This window comes from Bradyrhizobium sp. SOJA106, from assembly GCF_059448745.1.
Genome location: NZ_CM182549.1, coordinates 794,870 through 811,203, shown reverse-complemented (window position 1 = coordinate 811,203; position 16,334 = coordinate 794,870). Strand labels below are relative to the sequence as shown.

Below are 16,334 nucleotides of genomic sequence, written 5' to 3'. Positions count from 1 at the left end.
GGCGCGGCTCCTAATGCAGCCGCGCCTTGGCGCGCGCCCGCGTCAATCCTTCCGCAAAAGACACCGCCGTGTCCAGACCCCTGCCGCTGCCTAATGCGACAACTGCAGGGCGGCTACGCGAAAGCAGCGCGCGCGCGGCATCCCGGGTCGATTCGACACTGACCGCGTCGATCCGGGCGACCAGTTCCTGCACCGTCTGCGGCCTTCCATAGGCCAGCACATGCCGGGCGAGTTGCTCGGCGCGGGACGAGCAGCTCTCCAGCGCCATCAGCAGGCCTGCCTTCATCTGCGCCTTGGCGCGCGCGATCTCGGCTTCGGTCAGGGTCTCGACCGAATCATTCATGATGTCGACCACGACCTCCATCATCTCCGGCGCGTCGGCCGGATCGGTTCCGGTGTAGAGGCCGAAGAAGCCGGTGTCGGTATAGGGAGCGTGGAAGCTGTAGATCGAATAGCAGAGGCCGCGCTTCTCGCGCACCTCCTGGAACAGCCGCGACGACATCCCGCCGCCGAGGATGTTGGTGAAGACCTGGAGCGAGAACAGCGACAGGTCGGTCTGCGGCACGCCTTCCAGCGCCAGCGTCAGATGCGCCTGCTCGAGCTCGCGATGCACCACCTTGGCGCCGCCCTTGCCGAACTGCGCCGACTGCGGCTTCGGACCCGGCGTCGCCTCGAAGCTTGCAAAGCGCTTCTCGACCTCGGCGACCACCTGCTTGTGATCGACCGCGCCGGCCGCCGCCACCACCATGTCGGGGCCGCGATAATGCGTCGACAGATAGCCGCGCAGCATGTCGCGGTTGAAGCTGCGCAGCGTCTTCGCGGTGCCGAGCAGCGAGCGCCCCATCGGCTGGTCGGGATAGCAGAGCTCGTTGAGATGCTCGAACACGACGTCGTCGGGCGTGTCCTGCGCGGCGCCGATCTCCTGCACGATGACGTTCTTCTCGCGCTCAAGCTCGTCGGGCTCGAAGGCGGGATTGGCGAGGATGTCGGCGAGCACGTCGAGCGCCAGCGGCACGTCGGCCTTCAGCACCCGCGCGTAATAGGACGTGGTCTCGGTCGAGGTGCCGGCATTGAGGTCGCCGCCGACCGCCTCGATCTCCTCGACGATCTCGCGCGAGGAGCGCCTGGTGGTGCCCTTGAACGCCATGTGCTCCAGGAGATGCGAGATGCCGTGCTCGTTCGGCTTCTCGTCGCGGCCGCCGACGCCCGCCCAGACGCCGAGCGCCGCGGTCTCGAGATGGGGCATCTTGTCGGTGACGACGGTCAGGCCGGAGGCAAGCTTGGAGATCTCGACGCTCATCCGGCAACTCCCTGTTTTGCGGCGCGGCTGACCGACAGCACGAACCGCTCGACCTCGGCCTGATCGTTCTTCATCACCTTCATGTGTTCGGATTTGGTCATGAGACCGTCGAGCCAGGCCGGCAGTTGCGGCCGCTGGCCGCAGGCCGCCTCGACCGCGTCAGGGAATTTGGCCGGATGGGCCGTCGAGAGCACGATGCTGGGCACCGTGGTGTCGGTGGTGTCGCGGTCGGCAACAGCAAGCGCCACCGCGGTGTGCGGGTCGACCAGCTCGCCCGCCTCGCGCCAGGCGGCGCGGATCGCGGCCGCGGTCTCGGTCTCGTCGGCGCGGCCCGCGTCGAACTCCTCGCGGATGGCGGCGAGCGTCGCATCGGGCAGCACGAAGCGCCCCGACTGCTTCAGCGAGTCCATGAGCCGGCGCACGCCGGCCGCATCGCGCTTGCCGGCTTCGAACAGCAGCCGCTCGAAATTCGAGGAGATCTGGATGTCCATCGACGGCGAGGCGGTCGCATGCACCTCGCGCACCTCGTAGATGCCGGTCTTCAGCGTTCGCGCCAGGATGTCGTTGACGTTGGCGGCGATGCATAGCGTGCGCACCGGTAGGCCCATGCGCTTGGCGACATAGCCGGCAAAGATGTCGCCGAAATTGCCGGTCGGAACGATGAAGTCCACCGCGCGCGCCGGCGCGCCGACGGCAACGGCCGAGGTGAAATAGTAGACCACCTGGGCAACGATGCGCGCCCAGTTGATGGAATTGACGCCAGAAAGCGAGGTCGCATCGCGGAAGCGATGGTTGTTGAACATGCCCTTCACGAGCGCCTGGCAGTCGTCGAAGGTGCCTTCGATGGCGAGCGCATGGACGTTGGCCGCACCCGTCGTCGTCATCATCCGCTGCTGCACCTCGGAGATGCGGCCGTGCGGAAACAGCACGATGAGATCGACATTCTCGAGGCCTGCGAAGGCTTCGACTGCGGCACCGCCGGTGTCGCCTGAGGTCGCGACCACGATGGTGGTGCGCTGGCCGCGCTTGGCGAGCACGTGGTCCATCAGCCGCGAGATCAGCTGCATCGCCACGTCCTTGAAGGCGAGCGTCGGACCGTGAAACAGCTCCAGCACGAATTGGTGCGGCGCCATCTGGCGCAGCGGCACCACCGCGGGATGACGGAAGGTGGCGTAGGCCTCGTTCGCCATGCGGCCGAGTTCGGCGTCCGATATCTCGCCGGCGGCGAAGGGGCGGATCACGTCGACCGCGACCTCCCAATAGGGGCGACCGAAGAAGCCGGCGATGGTTTCGGTCGAGAGCTGCGGCCAAATGGCCGGCACATACAGCCCGCCATCCCGGGCGAGCCCGGTCAGCATCACGTCGCAGAAGCCGAGTTCGGGGGCCTCGCCCCGGGTCGAGATATAACGAGTCAAACTGCCCTCCAAAGGCCGCCCGGGCCGAAGCTCGATCCGTAAGCCTTTGATTTCACGAAAATACTTGTTAACAGCCAGAGGCTTTGGGCCACCATAAAGTGTTTTGCGGCGTCGGGAAACCGCTTCCCACCGAGGCCTTTGCAACGAAAAGGGCTGCGGCGATGCCGCAGCCCTCTCTTGGAAGGTCTGTCGTTGATGTGTGCAGACCGGTTGGCTCGTGCGGGTGGCGAGGCCCACTAAACTGTCGGCGCCAGCTTTCGTTGCCCGTCATCAGATCGTCAAGAGCGAAAACTGCGTACGCCGAAAGATGTTCCCTGTTTTTCCCGGGATGTTTCGGGCCGGTCCCTGCGCTTTCCCGCGCAGGTTCGTTCCGGATCTGCCACTTTTTCCCGAATTTTTCGGTTGCCTCGGGAACGAATGATCCGGCGGCCGATTGTGTCGGCGGATCGTATCCGCCGTCATCCATGCATTGCCCGGCCGACGGCGGCGCCGATCCGTCGACCGAACCGCTGCATCCTGGAGCAGCCGGTTCGGTCGCTATCGGACCTCAGTTCATCCCGATTTCCACCGCGATCCTGATCAGGTCGGAATGGTTCTTGGCCCCTAACTTTTGCTTGAGAAGAGAGGTGGTGTTGGCCACCGTCTTGTAGGAGATGCCGAGCGCCTCGGCGACCTCGACGATCTTGTCGCCGCGCCCGAGCAGGCGGAGGATCTCGAGCTCCCGCGGCGTCATCTGCGAGGCCGGATTGGCCTTGATCGCGGCGCCGGAGAACGTCACGGCTTCGGCAAGCTGCGGCGAGATGAAATTGTCACCCGCGACCACCTTGCGTACGGCTTTCAGCAGGATCCTGGGATCGTCGCCCTTGGAAACATAGCCCTGTGCGCCCAGCTCGACCGCCCGCACCACGAACGCGGGATCGTCATTCATGCTGAACATGATGATCTTGGCCTCGGGATCGTCCTTGCGGATGCGTCGCATCAGCTCGAAACCGGAAACGTCGGGCAGGCTGATATCGATCACGGTGACATCAGGCCGCTTGCTGACATAGGCGCGATGCCCGGATTTGGCATCCGTCGCCTCGTCGATGCGGATCGAATGGTCGGACGCGAAAAGCGTCCGGCATCCGGACAGCACCACAGGATGGTCGTCGACGATCAGAACCTTGGTCGCCGGCTTGGCGGTATCTTGCATCGCGCGCTCTCTTGTTTTTCGACTCATAGACCGGCGGGAACAAATGGAAAGAGCAAATCGCCCCGATGCGCGTTAGAATTGACCTAATGTGGCAACGGCTCTCGTTCAGAACCCAACTGTTTCTTCCGCTCGGCCTGAGCTTTCTAGCCGCGCTGGCCATGGGCGGCGTGCTGCTCCAGACATTCGCGACCGGCCAGCTGGTCGACGAGAACGAGCCGGGTCGCCGTTCGACCCGGACCGTCGCCGTCGCGCTCAACAACGCCCTCGGCGCCTCGGACAATCCACGGAAGATCCTCGATGCGTTCGTCCATTCGCTGGATCCCTCCTCTGATATCCAATTCCGCCCCATGGAAGCAGGTCCCGCGCCCGCTGTGAAGGACCGTCTGCACGATCCGCATGGCGTACCCCAATGGTTCGCCGACCTGATCGTCATTCCGGATATGGATGCGGCCTCACCTGTCATCATCGATGGCAAGCGTGTCGGCGACATCGTCTTCATGCCCGATCTATCGGCCGACCTGTTCGAGAAATGGATCGGCTTTCTGGCGCTGACGAGCCTGATCGCCGTATTGACGGTGCTGACCGGCACGATCGCTTATCTGTTCGCGGAATCGGCGCTGCGCCCTCTGCAAAAGCTCGGCGCAGGCCTCACCCGAATGCGGCGCGGCGATTACGCGATGCCGATCCCGGTGGCAGGGCCGCCGGAGATCCGGCAGAGCTGCGAGGAGGCCAACGCGCTGGCAACGACGCTTGCGCGACTGAGCCAGGACAATCGCGACCTGCTGCATCGCCTGGTGTCGCTCCAGGACGACGAGCGGCGCGACCTCGCCCGCGAGCTGCATGACGAGCTCGGACCGCTGCTGTTCGGCATCCGCGCCAGCGCCATCGCGCTGGCCGAGGCCTCGCCGCAAGCAGGAAATCTCGGCAATTCGGCGCAGGAGGTGATGCGATCGGTCGAGGCGCTGCAGCAGGCCAATCGCCGCATCCTGGACCGGCTGCGGCCGCTCTACATCGAGCAACTGGGGCTCGAGACCAGCGTGCAGACGCTGCTCCAGAACTTTCGCAGGCAGGCGCCGCATATCAGCCTGACGGCCGCGATCGATCCCGCGCTGAACGAGATCAACGGACCGCTGGCCCAGACCGTCTATCGCGTGATCCAGGAGGCGCTGACCAACGTCCTGCGTCATGCCAATGCCCGCAATGCCCATGTGCAGGCAACCAGCGCGAACGAGGCGCTCGCCATCGAGATCTCCGACGATGGCGGCGGCTTTCCGGAGAACAACGTCTTTGGCCGGGGCCTCACCGGCATGCACGAGCGTGTGCGCGCGCTCAGCGGTTCATTGTCACTGCTGCGCGCGGACGAGCGAACCTATGTGCGCTGCCGACTGCCGGTGGATGCGACGCGAGAACAGCCGCCGCAGAGCTAAAGCATGATCCGGAAAAGTGCGAAGCGGTTTTCCGGAAAGATCATGCGTAAACAACAACCTAAAGCGCGATGACGATTCATCCAAATCTCATCGCGCTTTAGAGCATAATGAAATCAGGTTCGGCGCGCTGTCCGTGGTTCACCTCTCCCCGTGGGGGAGAGGCGAACAGATTCCCGGGCACGCATCGATGCACCAAAACTTATCGCGTTTTAGTTAGCACGCGCAGCCGTCGTGGGAGTTCTGCGGCGACGGGGTGCACAGGGTGCTGTTGATCTTGCCTTCCGCACTGAAGCGAAACGAGGCGAGGATGCGCAGTGAGCCAGCGACGGAATATTCGAGATCGATGCCGTGCGGCACGGGATTGATTTCTTCGAGGCCGAATCCGACCGACGAGAAGGTGCTGAGCCGGGGTCTCCAGTAGGTTTCGAGCTCGCTTCGGCCACGATAATGCTGCGTGCCGTTGCAGGTGCATTCGAGCCGGGCGTCGTCCGTGTAGAGGTCGAGCAGGCTCGCAAGGTCGCCCGTGCGGCAGGCGTCGACCCAGTCGACGACAATTCCCATCTGATCAATATCGCTCACGCCAACATCCTGTTTGCCGCGAAAACGTGCGCGGGGCTTAGGACCACAGTCGTGAATATGCGCTGAATAATAAAGCCCGGGTGATCCCGGGTTGCTTCCGGAACCTACGGTCATGTCAGGCGGGGCGTCGCCCCCTCATCCAGACGCCGAGCCCGATCAGCACCGCGCCTGCGAGCGCGAACCAGGTGATGGCGTATTGCAGATGATCATCCTTCAGATGCACGTCGAGCGGCCCCGGACGCGGGATGCCGTTCTCGGGCGCAGGCCGCTCCAGATCGATATAGAACGGCGCAACCGCGCCCCAGCCAAGCGCATTTGCGATCGCCAGATGATCGCGCGCGAACCATAGCCGCTTGTCGCGATTCGCCGCCGGCGTCAGCCAGCCAGGGGCCTCGGGAAAGCGCAGATAGCCGGTGAGCGCGACCGGCTGCCCGGTGACGAGCTTCTTTACCGCACGATCCTCGACACCGCGGTCCTGCATCGTGTTGTCGACGAAGCCGGCGTCGATCACGATCATCTCACCGTTCGGAAGGCGCGCAGGCAGGAAGGCCCAGGTGCCGGGGCCGGATGCGTCCTTGCGCACGGCCGAGCCGGAGGAATAGATCATCGCATCAGGCAACGGTGCATAGGTCGCGGTGAAGCTGACGCGGCGGAATTCGTCGTGCGCGGGATCGAGCGCGGTCCATTGCGCCGGCGGCGGCAGCGCGATCGGCGCCTCGGCCAACCGCTCGGTGAGTGCCGCGATCAGCTCGTGCTTGGCGACCCGGCGCTGCAATTGCCAGGCTCCGAGCGAGATGAAGATCGCCGTCAGCAAGAGCGTGAACAGCGCGAAGCCGGCCACGCGAGGCTTGCGCGCCGTCTCGTTCATTTCGCGCGGTCGATCAGCCGGCCCGGCGCCGCCTTGTGGTGGAATTGCAGCGCGATCAGCAGCGACTTCATGGAGCGCAGTGGCAACAGCGTGGTGGCGAGGATCAGCGGCAGCCACAGCACCGCATGCAGCCAGAACGGCGGCTGGTACTTGACCTCGACGACAAGCGCGCAGCCGACCACGATCGCACCGGCCAGCATGATGATGAAGATCGCCGGACCGTCGCCGCTGTCGATAAAGGCGTAATCGAGGCCGCAGCGGTCGCAGGACGGCGCGAGCGTCAGGAAGCCCGCATAAAGCTTGCCCTGGCCGCAGCGGGGGCATTTGCAGGCAAGCCCGCGCATCGCGCTTTGCAGGACCGTGGTCTCGGGCTCGGATGTGCCGGTGGTGTCGTTCATGATCGCGGACTCTATCACAGTTTCCGCCGAGCTTGCGGCGGGCGAAAAGCGAAAGGGCGGCCCTGCGACCGCCCCTTCTGATCAATTCACGACGACTTAGTGCGCGCCGTGGGCCATGGTCTCGGCACCGTGTCCCCACACATAGATGCAGAGGAACAGGAACAGCCAGACCACGTCGACGAAATGCCAGTACCAGGCGGCGAACTCGAAGCCGAGATGCTGCTTCGGCGTGAAGTGGCCGGCATAAGCGCGCGCGAGGCACACGATCAGGAAGATGGTGCCGACCAGCACGTGGAAGCCATGGAAGCCGGTCGCCATGAAGAAGGTGGCACCGTAGACGTTGCCGGCGAAGGAGAACGCCGCATGGCTGTACTCATAGGCCTGCACGCATGTGAAGGCGGCGCCGAGCAAGACCGTGAGAATCAGGCCGTACTTCAGGCCCTGGCGATCGTTCTCGAGCAGCGCATGGTGGGCCCAGGTCACGGTGGTGCCCGAGGTGAGCAGGATCAGCGTGTTCAGCAGCGGCAGATGCCAGGGATCGAAAGTCTCGATGCCGTGGGGCGGCCAGGTGCCAGGGACCGAGCAGGCGCCGGCCTGGGTGCCGAGACCGCAGCCGAACACCGCATCGCGGGTGGCGTGGACGGCGTCGGCCGGGAACAGCGCCGCGTTGAAATAGGCCCAGAACCAGGCCACGAAGAACATCACCTCGGAGGCGATGAACAGGATCATGCCGTAGCGGTGATGGAGCTGCACGACGCGGGTGTGATCGCCCTTGTACTGGGCTTCCTTGATCACGTCGGCCCACCAGCTCGCCATGGTGTAGAGCACGCCGACGGTGCCGACACCGAACACGATCGGCGCTGCCGAGAACATATGGTGCATCCAGGCGATCGCGCCGACCGCCATGATGAAGGCTGAGAGCGAGCCGACGGCCGGCCAAGGAGAGGGATCGACCAGGTGGTAGTCGTGATGCTTGCCTTGCGCGGTAGCCATTTGCGGTCTCTCTCCTCAATCCCGTGCCTGTCCGGCACTTATCCCCTTGTTTCCAACCCCCGTGGCGCGAAGCCCGGCGATCAGAGATTTCCCTTGCGTTTGTCGTCCTCGCCGGATGCGAGCGGCTTCACCACCGGATCCTTCACCGGATAGAACGTGTAGGACAGCGTGATCGTGTTCAGCCCGTCGTTCTCGTGATCGTCGGCGATCGACGGATCGACATAGAACACGACCGGCATCTCGCGCTTCTCGCCCGGCGCCATGGTCTGCTCGGTGAAGCAGAAGCAGTTGATCTTCTGGAAGTAGGACCCGACCGTCAGCGGCGCGACATTGTAGGCGGCCTGGCCCGCGGTGGTGCGCGCGGCCTGGTTGGTGACGGTATAGAACACGGTGACGACCTGGCCGATATTGACCTCGATCTCGCTCTGCTCCGGCTCGAACTTCCAGGGCAGGCCGGGCGCAACGTTGGAATCGAAGCGCACGGCGATCTTCCGCGCGATCGGCCCGTTGGCGGGCGCAGCGGTCGCGACTTGCGTCGTGCCGTTGAAGCCGGTGGCGCGGCAGAACCAGTTGTAGAACGGCACCGCCGCATAGGAGGCGCCGACCATCAGTGCGACCACGCCGCCGCAGATGAAGGCAACCACCACATCGCGGCCCAGCCCTCGGCCTTTTGCCGGCTTACGATTGGCCGGCTTGGCGCTGACGTCCTGCGATATGGTCGGATCGTGATCCATGATTCCTACATCGGCCGGACTAGCACTGCCGGTCCCTTGACCATGGTGACGGCGAAGAACAGCACGACGAGCACGCCGAGCGCCAAAGCAATGGCAATGGAGCGCTGACGACGACTCTTTTTCTGCGCCTCGGTGAGGACGATTCCATCTGGCTCGGGTTTGTCGGCCATTCCTGCCTCATGCGCCCCCAACCATCGGAGCAAGCGCCCGGAACACGACCTCGGCCAGCAGGGTCGCGAACAGCGCGAACAGATACAGGATCGAGAAGGCGAACAGTTTCCGCGTCGCGCGCAAGGACTGGCTGCGCTCGCGGCGGATGTAGACGTTGATCGCGAGCAGCAACATGCCGGTGCCGAGGATCAGCGAGACCACGCCGTAGACGGCGTCGAAATAGCCGAGCGCCCATGGCGCGGCGGCGACCGCGATCAGCACGATGGTGTAGAGCAGGATCTGCAGCCGCGTCGCGTCGGGGCCCGCGACGTTGGGCAGCATCGGAATGCCGGCGCGCGCGTAATCGTCGGAGCGGAACAGCGCCAGCGCCCAGAAATGCGGCGGCGTCCAGAAGAAGATGATGGCGAACAGCAGCAGCGGCTCGACGTCGACCGTGCCCGTCACCGCGGCCCAGGCCACCACCGGCGGCAGCGCGCCGGCGGCGCCGCCGATCACGATGTTCTGCGCGGTCCAGCGCTTCAAGAGCATCGTGTAGATCACGACGTAGAAGAAGATGGTGAAGGCGAGCAGCGCGCCCGCGATCCAGTTGACGAGGATGCCGAGCGTCATCACCGAGAAGAAGGCGAGCGTCGTACCGAACGCCATGGCTTCAGGACGGGTTATGCGGCCGCGCGGGATCGGCCGGTTCGCCGTGCGCGACATTTTCGCGTCGATATCGCCTTCGAGCGCCATGTTGAGCGCCCCGGAGGCGCCGGCGCCGACGGCGATGCAGAGCAGTGAGGTGATCGCAAGCACCCAGTGGAAATGCCCGGGCGCCATAGCCATGCCGACCAGCGCGGTGAAGATCACCAGCGACATCACCCGCGGCTTGAGCAGCGCGATGTAGTCGCGAACCTCCGCCTCGGAGATGCGCGGATTGATGTCGATGGCGTTGTGGTCGAGGACGGACACTAATCTAGCTCGCTTCGTTATAGAGCCGCGGCGCCCATGCGGGCGCCGCGGAAGATGGCTTACTGCACGCGGGGCAGCACTTCGAACTGGTGGAAGGGCGGCGGCGAGGACAGCGTCCACTCCAGCGTGGTCGCACCCGCACCCCACGGATTGTCGCCCGCCGGCACCTTGCGGGCGAAAGCGTCGATCACGCAGTAGAGGAAGATCAGGACGCCGAAGCCCGAGATGTAGGAGCCGAGCGACGAGACCAAGTTCCAGCCGGCGAAGGCATCGGGATAGTCGACGTAGCGGCGCGGCATGCCCGACAGGCCGAGGAAGTGCTGCGGGAAGAACACCAGGTTCACGCCGATGAAGGTGACCCAGAAATGCGCCTTCGCCAGCGTCTCGTTGTACATGTAGCCCGTCATCTTCGGGAACCAGTAGTACCAGCCGGCGAAGATCGCGAACACCGCGCCGAGCGACAGCACGTAATGGAAGTGCGCGACGACGTAGTAGGTTTCCTGGAGCGCGCGGTCGACGCCCGCGTTCGCCAGCACGACACCGGTGACGCCGCCGATCGTGAACAGGAAGATGAAGCCCACCGCCCAGATCATCGGGGCGCGGAATTCGATCGAGCCGCCCCACATCGTGGCGATCCAGGAAAAGATCTTCACGCCGGTCGGAACGGCGATCACCATGGTCGCGGCGACGAAATAGGCCTGCGTCGCCGAGGACATGCCGACCGTGTACATATGGTGCGCCCACACCACGAAGCCGATGCCGCCGATCGCGACCATGGCGTAGGCCATGCCGAGATAGCCGAACACGGGCTTGCGCGAGAAGGTCGAGACGATCTGGCTGATCATGCCGAAGCCGGGCAGGATCAGGATGTACACCTCGGGGTGGCCGAAGAACCAGAACAGGTGCTGGAACAGCACGGGGTCGCCGCCGCCGTCGGGCGCGAAGAACGTCGTGCCGAAATTGCGGTCGGTGAGCAGCATGGTGATCGCGCCGGCGAGCACCGGCAGCGACAGCAGCAGCAGGAACACCGTCACCAGGATCGACCACACGAACAGCGGCATCTTGTGCAGGGTCATGCCCGGCGCGCGCATGTTGAAGATGGTGGTGATGAAGTTGATGGCGCCGAGGATCGACGAGGCACCGGCAAGGTGCAGCGACAGGATCGCGAAGTCGACGGCCGGGCCCGGATGGCCGGAGCTCGACAGCGGAACGTACATGGTCCAGCCGGCGCCGACGCCGTTGGCGCCCGGCTCGCCCTCGACGAAGGTCGACATCAGCAGCAGCGCGAACGAGGCCGGCAGCAGCCAGAACGAGATGTTGTTCATGCGCGGGAACGCCATGTCGGGCGCCCCGATCATCAGCGGCACGAACCAGTTGCCGAAGCCGCCGATCATCGCGGGCATGACCATGAAGAAGATCATGATCAGACCGTGGCTGGTCACGAAGACGTTGTAGGTGTGCGTCTCATGGAAGATCTGCACGCCCGGATACATCAGCTCGGCACGGATCGCGATCGACATCGCGGCACCGATAATGCCGGCGACGACCGCGAAGATCAGGTACATCGTGCCGATGTCCTTGTGATTGGTCGAATAGACGTAGCGCCGCCATCCGGTCGGATGAGCGTGCTCGTGGTCATGTCCGTGGTCTTGCGCGTGATCGCCGTGTGTCGCTGCGCTCGTTGCCATTTTCAAATCCTGCCTTGCGTCCCGTTCGGACCTTTGGAGGTCCCGCCCTTTATGTCGCTTTCAGTCCCTCGAGCCGTCGCCAGGCGCTTACTGCGTCGGGCCGGCCGCCGAGGCGTAGGTGCTGGTGCCGCCGCTCGCAAATTTCTTCTTCGCCGTCTCGACCCAGGAGGCGAACTCCTGATCGCTGACCACGCGGATAGCGATCGGCATGAAGGCGTGATCCTTGCCGCACAGTTCCGAGCACTGGCCGTAGAACATGCCGGTCTTGGCGGCCTTGAACCAGGTCTCGTTCAGCCGACCCGGAATGGCGTCGATCTTGACGCCGAAGGCCGGCAGCGCGAAGGCGTGGATGACATCGGCGCCGGTGACCTGGACGCGAATCACCTTGTTGACCGGCACCACCATCTCGTTGTCGACACCGAGCAGGCGGGGCTGCTTGTCCTGGGCCATCAGCGAGTCGAACTCGAACTTGCCGTTGTCCGGGTAGGCGTAGGACCAGTACCACTGCTTGCCGGTCGCCTTGACGGTGATATCCGCCTTCGGCACGTCGAGCTCCAGGAACAGGAGCCGGAATGACGGCACCGCGATGCCGACGAGGATCAGCACAGGAACCAGCGTCCACACCACCTCGATCAGCGTGTTGTGGGTGGTCCGCGACGGCACCGGATTGGCCTTCGCGTTGAACTTCAGCACCACGATCACCAGCAGCGCCAGAACGAACAGCGTGATCAGGGTAATCAGCACAAACAGGAAATTGTGGAACCAGACGATGTTGTCCATCACCGGCGAGCCGGATTGCTGGAGCGTCCATTCCCACGGCGCCGGCTGCCCGAGCTCGGCGAATGCCGTCCCGCCCGTCGCCAGCGTCATGCCAGCCGCCACCAAGGCGATGGTGGCCAATCCCAGCAAATGCCAGCCCACCCGACCCATCGACATCCTCATGCCGTTCGCGCTCCCCTTACGAAATCACCCCAAGTGCGTTTCCCTATTTCTGGGAAACGCTTATTCGATCCGCCCGTCTGACAAACCGCCGCGCAAGAATACCTCTAAGAGGAATTGGGGCCAGATCGCTAGAACGCCGAAATCAAGCCTCTCAAACCATAATTCTTGATCTATCGCAATGCAGTCTTGAGGCCGGTCTGTCAGCGATCACCCGCAGGATATTTCCTAGTAACATCAGACAAAAATACCGTTTCCCGGGATGCTGCGGCTTGACAGCCGCATTGCCCGCGGTAGGCACTGGCGAACAGCCGCGCAGGAACCTGATTCGTGCTGATGGTGGCGGTGTGGGCGGCGCGGAATTTGCTAGGGAATCGCCTTCAAGCCGCCGTCATTCCCGTATCAGTCCGCCAGGTGCGAGCGACCCAGGCGAGCAGAGGGATCGACCCGATGGGGTTTTCGAGATGCATGGCAAGGGAGACCAAAAGGCAGGCTGACGGCCTCACGTCGCTGGCAGCCCTGCTGGCCGCGGTGGTCCTGCTGGCGCTGCCGGGCCTTTTCGTACCAAGCCTTGCCCATGCGCAGGGCGCGGTGCGCTCGGTCCATGGCGACTGGCAGATCCGCTGCGACACCCCGCCGGGTGCCCAGACTGAGCAATGCGCCCTGATCCAGAGCGTGGTGGCCGAGGACCGCTCCAATGCCGGCCTGACCGTGATCGTGCTCAAGACCGCCGACCAGAAAAGCCGGCTGATGCGGGTGGTCGCCCCGCTCGGCGTGCTGCTGCCCTCCGGCCTCGGGCTGAAGCTCGACAACCAGGATGTCGGCCGCGCCGGCTTCGTCCGCTGCCTGCCCAATGGCTGCGTCGCCGAGGTCGTCATGGACGACAAGCTGCTCGGCCAATTGCGCAACGCCAAGACCGCGACCTTCATCATCTTCGAGACGCCGGAAGAAGGCATCGGCTTCCCGCTCAGCCTGAACGGGCTCGGCGAGGGCTACGACAAGCTGCCGTAGCAGCGCTCACGCCGCGTCGACGCGATAGAGCTCCGTGTCGCACCAGCCGCAGCGGTAGATGCCGCCTCTCCCGGCCACCGGCCCGACCAGCGCCTTGCGCCGGCATGTCGCGCAGACCACGCCGTCCGCGGTGTCGCAGCCAGGGTGAGCTGCGACATAATCCTCGCGTGTGGGATAGGAGGCCCAGAAGCGGCGATAGACGAACTGGTTGAAGAGCAGGACCAGCCCCAGTGCGCCAAAGCCGATGACCAGGCCGTGATACTGATCCCAGAACACAAGCAGGGAATTCCTCATGCTTTTGCCGGCAGATCTCTCATCAAGGGTCGCCCTCGATAGCCGTAATTCCTGAAAGCCGGCTTAAGCGGAAGCCGTACCTATCGTTTCCGTAATGTGACGGCCCGGCCCTCGCGGAACGCGCGGGAAACCATTATCTTGCCCAACATCCCCCGATAATGGACGGACGCATGACCAATCCTGCCACAACCTCCCTGCTCGACCGCGCCAATCTCGATCGCGACCAAGTTCGCAACGAGGTCGCGCGCGGGCTTGCCGGCGCCGACGACGGCGAATTGTTCCTGGAATACAGCCAGACCGAAGCGCTGATGTTCGACAATGGGCGGCTGAAGCAGGCGACCTACGACACCTCGCAGGGTTTTGGCCTGCGCGCCGTCAAGGACGACGCGGTCGGCTATGCGCATTCCTCCGATGTGTCGCTGCCGGCGCTGATTCGCGCCGCCGACGCGGTCGCGGCCGTGCGCGGCGGCTATTCCGGCAGCTTCGCCGCCCCGCCTCCGCACACCAATGTGCGGCTCTATGGCGACGACAATCCGCTGGATGCGCCGGGCTTCGAGACCAAGGTCAAGCTGCTCGCCGAGATCGATGCTTATCTGCGCGACAAGGATCCGCGGGTGCGGCAGGTCAGCGTCAGCCTTGGCGCGACCTGGCAGGTGGTCGAGATCCTGCGGCCCGACGGCGAGAGCTATCGCGACATCCGCCCGCTGGTGCGCGTCAACATCTCCGTCGTCGCAGGTCAAGGCGACCGCCAGGAGAGCGGCAGCAAGGGTTATGGCGGCCGCGCCGGCTATGCCGAATTCATCGAGAGCAAGAACTGGCGCGAGGCCGCCGACGGCGCGTTGCGCGAGGCCCTGGTCAATCTGGAATCGATCCCCGCCCCCGCCGGCGAGATGGACGTCGTGCTCGGCGCCGGCTGGCCCGGCGTGATGCTGCATGAAGCGGTCGGCCACGGCCTCGAAGGCGACTTCAACCGCAAGAAAACGTCCGCGTTCGCCGGCCTGATGGGCCAGCAGGTCGCCGCGAAGGGCGTCACTGTCGTCGACGACGGCACCATCGCCTCGCGCCGCGGCTCGCTGTCGATCGACGACGAGGGCACGCCGACTAACCGCACGGTGCTGATCGAAGACGGCATCCTCGTCGGCTACATGCAGGACCGCCAGAACGCGCGGCTGATGAACATGAAGCCGACCGGCAACGGCCGCCGCCAGGGCTATGCCCATGTGCCGATGCCGCGCATGACCAACACCTACATGCTCGCGGGCGACCGCGACCCGGCCGAGATCCTTGCCTCCGTGAAGAACGGCGTGTTCGCCGCAAATTTCGGCGGCGGGCAGGTCGACATCACCTCGGGCAAATACGTGTTCCAGTGCACCGAGGCCTACAAGATCGAGAACGGCAAGATCGGCGCGCCGCTGAAAGGCGCCATGCTGATCGGCAACGGGCCAACCGACCTGCATCGCATCCGCATGATCGGCAACGATCTGGCGCTCGATACCGGTATCGGCACCTGCGGCAAGAACGGCCAGGGCGTGCCTGTCGGCGTTGGCCAGCCGTCACTTCTGATGGAACGCATTACGGTGGGTGGAACAGGCGCATGAGTGTCGAGAAGGTAACTGTCCCCGCCAAGCGGAAGACCAGCGGCTGGGGCGGCCAGCTGATGCAGCTCGCCGGCATCGTCGCGGCCGTGTTCATCGCCAAGGGCGCGCTCGCCGAGCCGTTCTACGTGCCGTCGGGCTCGATGGAGCCGACGCTGCTGATCGGCGACGCCCTGCTCGCCTCGAAATTCCCCTACGGCTACGGTACCTCGTCGCTACCGATCCAGATCAACCTGCCCGAGAGCGGCCGCGTGTTCGCGGAGACGCCGAAGCAGGGCGACGTCGTCGTGTTCCGCTGGCCCGGCGACCGCTCGCAGGCCTGGGTCAAGCGCGTCGTGGGGCTGCCCGGCGATCGCATCCAGATGCGGCAGGGCCAGCTCTTCATCAACGACCGTCCCGCCGAGTTGAAGCCGGATGGCATCGGCCAGGCCGAGGACGACAATGGCGGCAGCGAGCCCGCCCACCGCTATGTCGAGACGCTGCCGAACGGCGTCTCGCATCTGATCTTCAAGATGCGCGACAACGGTCCGCTCGACAACACGCCCGAGGTGACGGTACCCCCCGGCCATCTCTTCGTGCTCGGCGATAACCGCGACAATTCCGCCGACAGCCGCGTGCCGCTGCGTTCCGGCGGGGTCGGCCTGTTGCCGATCGACAATCTGGTCGGACGCGCGGATGCCGTGCTCGGCTCCTGGGATCTCGGCATGCGCGGCCAGCCGGTGTGGACCTGGCTCTCCGGTTTCCGGCTCGCGCGGTTCTTCACCGCCGTGCACTGAGCT

At 64.7% G+C, this 16,334-nt stretch carries 17 protein-coding genes; 4 read left to right on the top strand and 13 right to left on the bottom strand.

Annotation, left to right across the window (positions count from 1 at the left end; genetic code table 11):
- Positions 1 to 10: 10 nt before the first annotated feature.
- From AC5V87_RS03810 to AC5V87_RS03800, 3 genes are all read right to left on the bottom strand, one after another.
- Positions 11 to 1,300 (bottom strand): M16 family metallopeptidase, encoded by a 1,290-nt coding sequence (locus AC5V87_RS03810; RefSeq protein WP_456841284.1) that lies wholly within the window; start codon positions 1,298 to 1,300, stop codon positions 11 to 13.
- Positions 1,297 to 2,715 carry a threonine synthase gene (gene thrC, locus AC5V87_RS03805; protein WP_456841285.1) on the bottom strand — a complete coding sequence of 473 codons (1,419 nt, stop codon included), beginning with the start codon at positions 2,713 to 2,715 and terminating at the stop codon, positions 1,297 to 1,299. The genes AC5V87_RS03810 and thrC overlap by 4 nt, the downstream gene beginning before the upstream one ends.
- A gap of 547 nt (positions 2,716 to 3,262) precedes the next feature.
- Positions 3,263 to 3,907, bottom strand: coding sequence for a response regulator transcription factor (locus AC5V87_RS03800; protein ID WP_235541153.1), 645 nt, complete (start codon positions 3,905 to 3,907; stop codon positions 3,263 to 3,265).
- An 86-nt stretch (positions 3,908 to 3,993) separates the two neighbouring features.
- Here AC5V87_RS03800 and AC5V87_RS03795 point away from each other — a divergent pair, with 86 nt between their 5' ends.
- On the top strand, positions 3,994 to 5,334 hold the full coding sequence (locus AC5V87_RS03795; RefSeq protein WP_456841286.1) for a histidine kinase: 1,341 nt from the start codon (positions 3,994 to 3,996) through the stop codon (positions 5,332 to 5,334).
- Between the two features lie 213 nt (positions 5,335 to 5,547).
- Here AC5V87_RS03795 and AC5V87_RS03790 read toward each other — a convergent pair whose 3' ends face one another.
- The 9 genes from AC5V87_RS03790 to coxB form a co-directional block, all read right to left on the bottom strand.
- On the bottom strand, positions 5,548 to 5,913 hold the full coding sequence (locus AC5V87_RS03790; protein ID WP_456841287.1) for a nuclear transport factor 2 family protein: 366 nt from the start codon (positions 5,911 to 5,913) through the stop codon (positions 5,548 to 5,550).
- 115 nt (positions 5,914 to 6,028) lie between these two features.
- Positions 6,029 to 6,781, bottom strand: a complete 753-nt coding sequence (locus AC5V87_RS03785) for an SURF1 family protein (protein ID WP_495370053.1) — start codon at positions 6,779 to 6,781, stop codon at positions 6,029 to 6,031.
- Positions 6,778 to 7,179, bottom strand: a complete 402-nt coding sequence (locus tag AC5V87_RS03780; RefSeq protein WP_456841289.1) for a DUF983 domain-containing protein — start codon at positions 7,177 to 7,179, stop codon at positions 6,778 to 6,780. The genes AC5V87_RS03785 and AC5V87_RS03780 overlap by 4 nt, the downstream gene beginning before the upstream one ends.
- Positions 7,180 to 7,275: 96 nt before the next feature.
- On the bottom strand, positions 7,276 to 8,172 hold the full coding sequence (locus AC5V87_RS03775; protein WP_456841290.1) for a cytochrome c oxidase subunit 3: 897 nt from the start codon (positions 8,170 to 8,172) through the stop codon (positions 7,276 to 7,278).
- 80 nt (positions 8,173 to 8,252) lie between these two features.
- Positions 8,253 to 8,906: a cytochrome c oxidase assembly protein gene (locus AC5V87_RS03770; RefSeq protein WP_495370052.1), complete on the bottom strand. Its 654-nt coding sequence runs from the start codon at positions 8,904 to 8,906 to the stop codon at positions 8,253 to 8,255.
- Between the two features lie 5 nt (positions 8,907 to 8,911).
- Complete coding sequence (locus AC5V87_RS03765) at positions 8,912 to 9,076, bottom strand: cytochrome c oxidase system small membrane protein (RefSeq protein ID WP_018644977.1); 165 nt, start codon at positions 9,074 to 9,076, stop codon at positions 8,912 to 8,914.
- A 7-nt stretch (positions 9,077 to 9,083) separates the two neighbouring features.
- Positions 9,084 to 10,028: a heme o synthase gene (locus AC5V87_RS03760; protein WP_495370051.1), complete on the bottom strand. Its 945-nt coding sequence runs from the start codon at positions 10,026 to 10,028 to the stop codon at positions 9,084 to 9,086.
- Positions 10,029 to 10,087: 59 nt separating this feature from the next.
- Positions 10,088 to 11,716 (bottom strand): cytochrome c oxidase subunit I, encoded by a 1,629-nt coding sequence (ctaD, locus tag AC5V87_RS03755; protein ID WP_495370050.1) that lies wholly within the window; start codon positions 11,714 to 11,716, stop codon positions 10,088 to 10,090.
- An 87-nt stretch (positions 11,717 to 11,803) separates the two neighbouring features.
- A complete protein-coding gene (gene coxB, locus AC5V87_RS03750) occupies positions 11,804 to 12,658 on the bottom strand; it encodes a cytochrome c oxidase subunit II (RefSeq protein ID WP_495370049.1) in 855 nt (284 codons plus the stop codon).
- A 447-nt stretch (positions 12,659 to 13,105) separates the two neighbouring features.
- On the opposite strand from coxB, the gene AC5V87_RS03745 reads away from it, so the two are divergent.
- On the top strand, positions 13,106 to 13,666 hold the full coding sequence (locus tag AC5V87_RS03745) for an invasion associated locus B family protein (protein ID WP_495370048.1): 561 nt from the start codon (positions 13,106 to 13,108) through the stop codon (positions 13,664 to 13,666).
- A 6-nt stretch (positions 13,667 to 13,672) separates the two neighbouring features.
- Here AC5V87_RS03745 and AC5V87_RS03740 read toward each other — a convergent pair whose 3' ends face one another.
- Positions 13,673 to 13,960 (bottom strand): hypothetical protein, encoded by a 288-nt coding sequence (locus tag AC5V87_RS03740; RefSeq protein ID WP_456841296.1) that lies wholly within the window; start codon positions 13,958 to 13,960, stop codon positions 13,673 to 13,675.
- 170 nt (positions 13,961 to 14,130) lie between these two features.
- Here AC5V87_RS03740 and tldD point away from each other — a divergent pair, with 170 nt between their 5' ends.
- Positions 14,131 to 15,558 carry a metalloprotease TldD gene (gene tldD / locus AC5V87_RS03735; RefSeq protein ID WP_456841297.1) on the top strand — a complete coding sequence of 476 codons (1,428 nt, stop codon included), beginning with the start codon at positions 14,131 to 14,133 and terminating at the stop codon, positions 15,556 to 15,558.
- Positions 15,555 to 16,331, top strand: a complete 777-nt coding sequence (gene lepB, locus AC5V87_RS03730; RefSeq protein WP_456841298.1) for a signal peptidase I — start codon at positions 15,555 to 15,557, stop codon at positions 16,329 to 16,331. Before tldD ends, lepB begins: the two co-directional genes overlap by 4 nt.
- Positions 16,332 to 16,334 lie beyond the last annotated feature (3 nt).

Bases quoted from the DNA above. Each gene is read 5' to 3' on its own strand.
- AC5V87_RS03810 (WP_456841284.1), bottom strand. From the start codon at position 1,300: ATGAGCGTCGAGATCTCCAAGCTTGCCTCCGGCCTGACCGTCGTCACC.
- AC5V87_RS03800 (WP_235541153.1), bottom strand. From the start codon at position 3,907: ATGCAAGATACCGCCAAGCCGGCGACCAAGGTTCTGATCGTCGACGAC.
- AC5V87_RS03795 (WP_456841286.1), top strand. From the start codon at position 3,994: ATGTGGCAACGGCTCTCGTTCAGAACCCAACTGTTTCTTCCGCTCGGC.
- AC5V87_RS03785 (WP_495370053.1), bottom strand. From the start codon at position 6,781: ATGAACGAGACGGCGCGCAAGCCTCGCGTGGCCGGCTTCGCGCTGTTC.
- AC5V87_RS03780 (WP_456841289.1), bottom strand. From the start codon at position 7,179: ATGAACGACACCACCGGCACATCCGAGCCCGAGACCACGGTCCTGCAA.
- AC5V87_RS03775 (WP_456841290.1), bottom strand. From the start codon at position 8,172: ATGGCTACCGCGCAAGGCAAGCATCACGACTACCACCTGGTCGATCCC.
- AC5V87_RS03770 (WP_495370052.1), bottom strand. From the start codon at position 8,906: ATGGATCACGATCCGACCATATCGCAGGACGTCAGCGCCAAGCCGGCC.
- AC5V87_RS03765 (WP_018644977.1), bottom strand. From the start codon at position 9,076: ATGGCCGACAAACCCGAGCCAGATGGAATCGTCCTCACCGAGGCGCAG.
- ctaD (WP_495370050.1), bottom strand. From the start codon at position 11,716: ATGGCAACGAGCGCAGCGACACACGGCGATCACGCGCAAGACCACGGA.
- coxB (WP_495370049.1), bottom strand. From the start codon at position 12,658: ATGAGGATGTCGATGGGTCGGGTGGGCTGGCATTTGCTGGGATTGGCC.
- AC5V87_RS03745 (WP_495370048.1), top strand. From the start codon at position 13,106: ATGGGGTTTTCGAGATGCATGGCAAGGGAGACCAAAAGGCAGGCTGAC.
- AC5V87_RS03740 (WP_456841296.1), bottom strand. From the start codon at position 13,960: ATGAGGAATTCCCTGCTTGTGTTCTGGGATCAGTATCACGGCCTGGTC.
- tldD (WP_456841297.1), top strand. From the start codon at position 14,131: ATGACCAATCCTGCCACAACCTCCCTGCTCGACCGCGCCAATCTCGAT.
- lepB (WP_456841298.1), top strand. From the start codon at position 15,555: ATGAGTGTCGAGAAGGTAACTGTCCCCGCCAAGCGGAAGACCAGCGGC.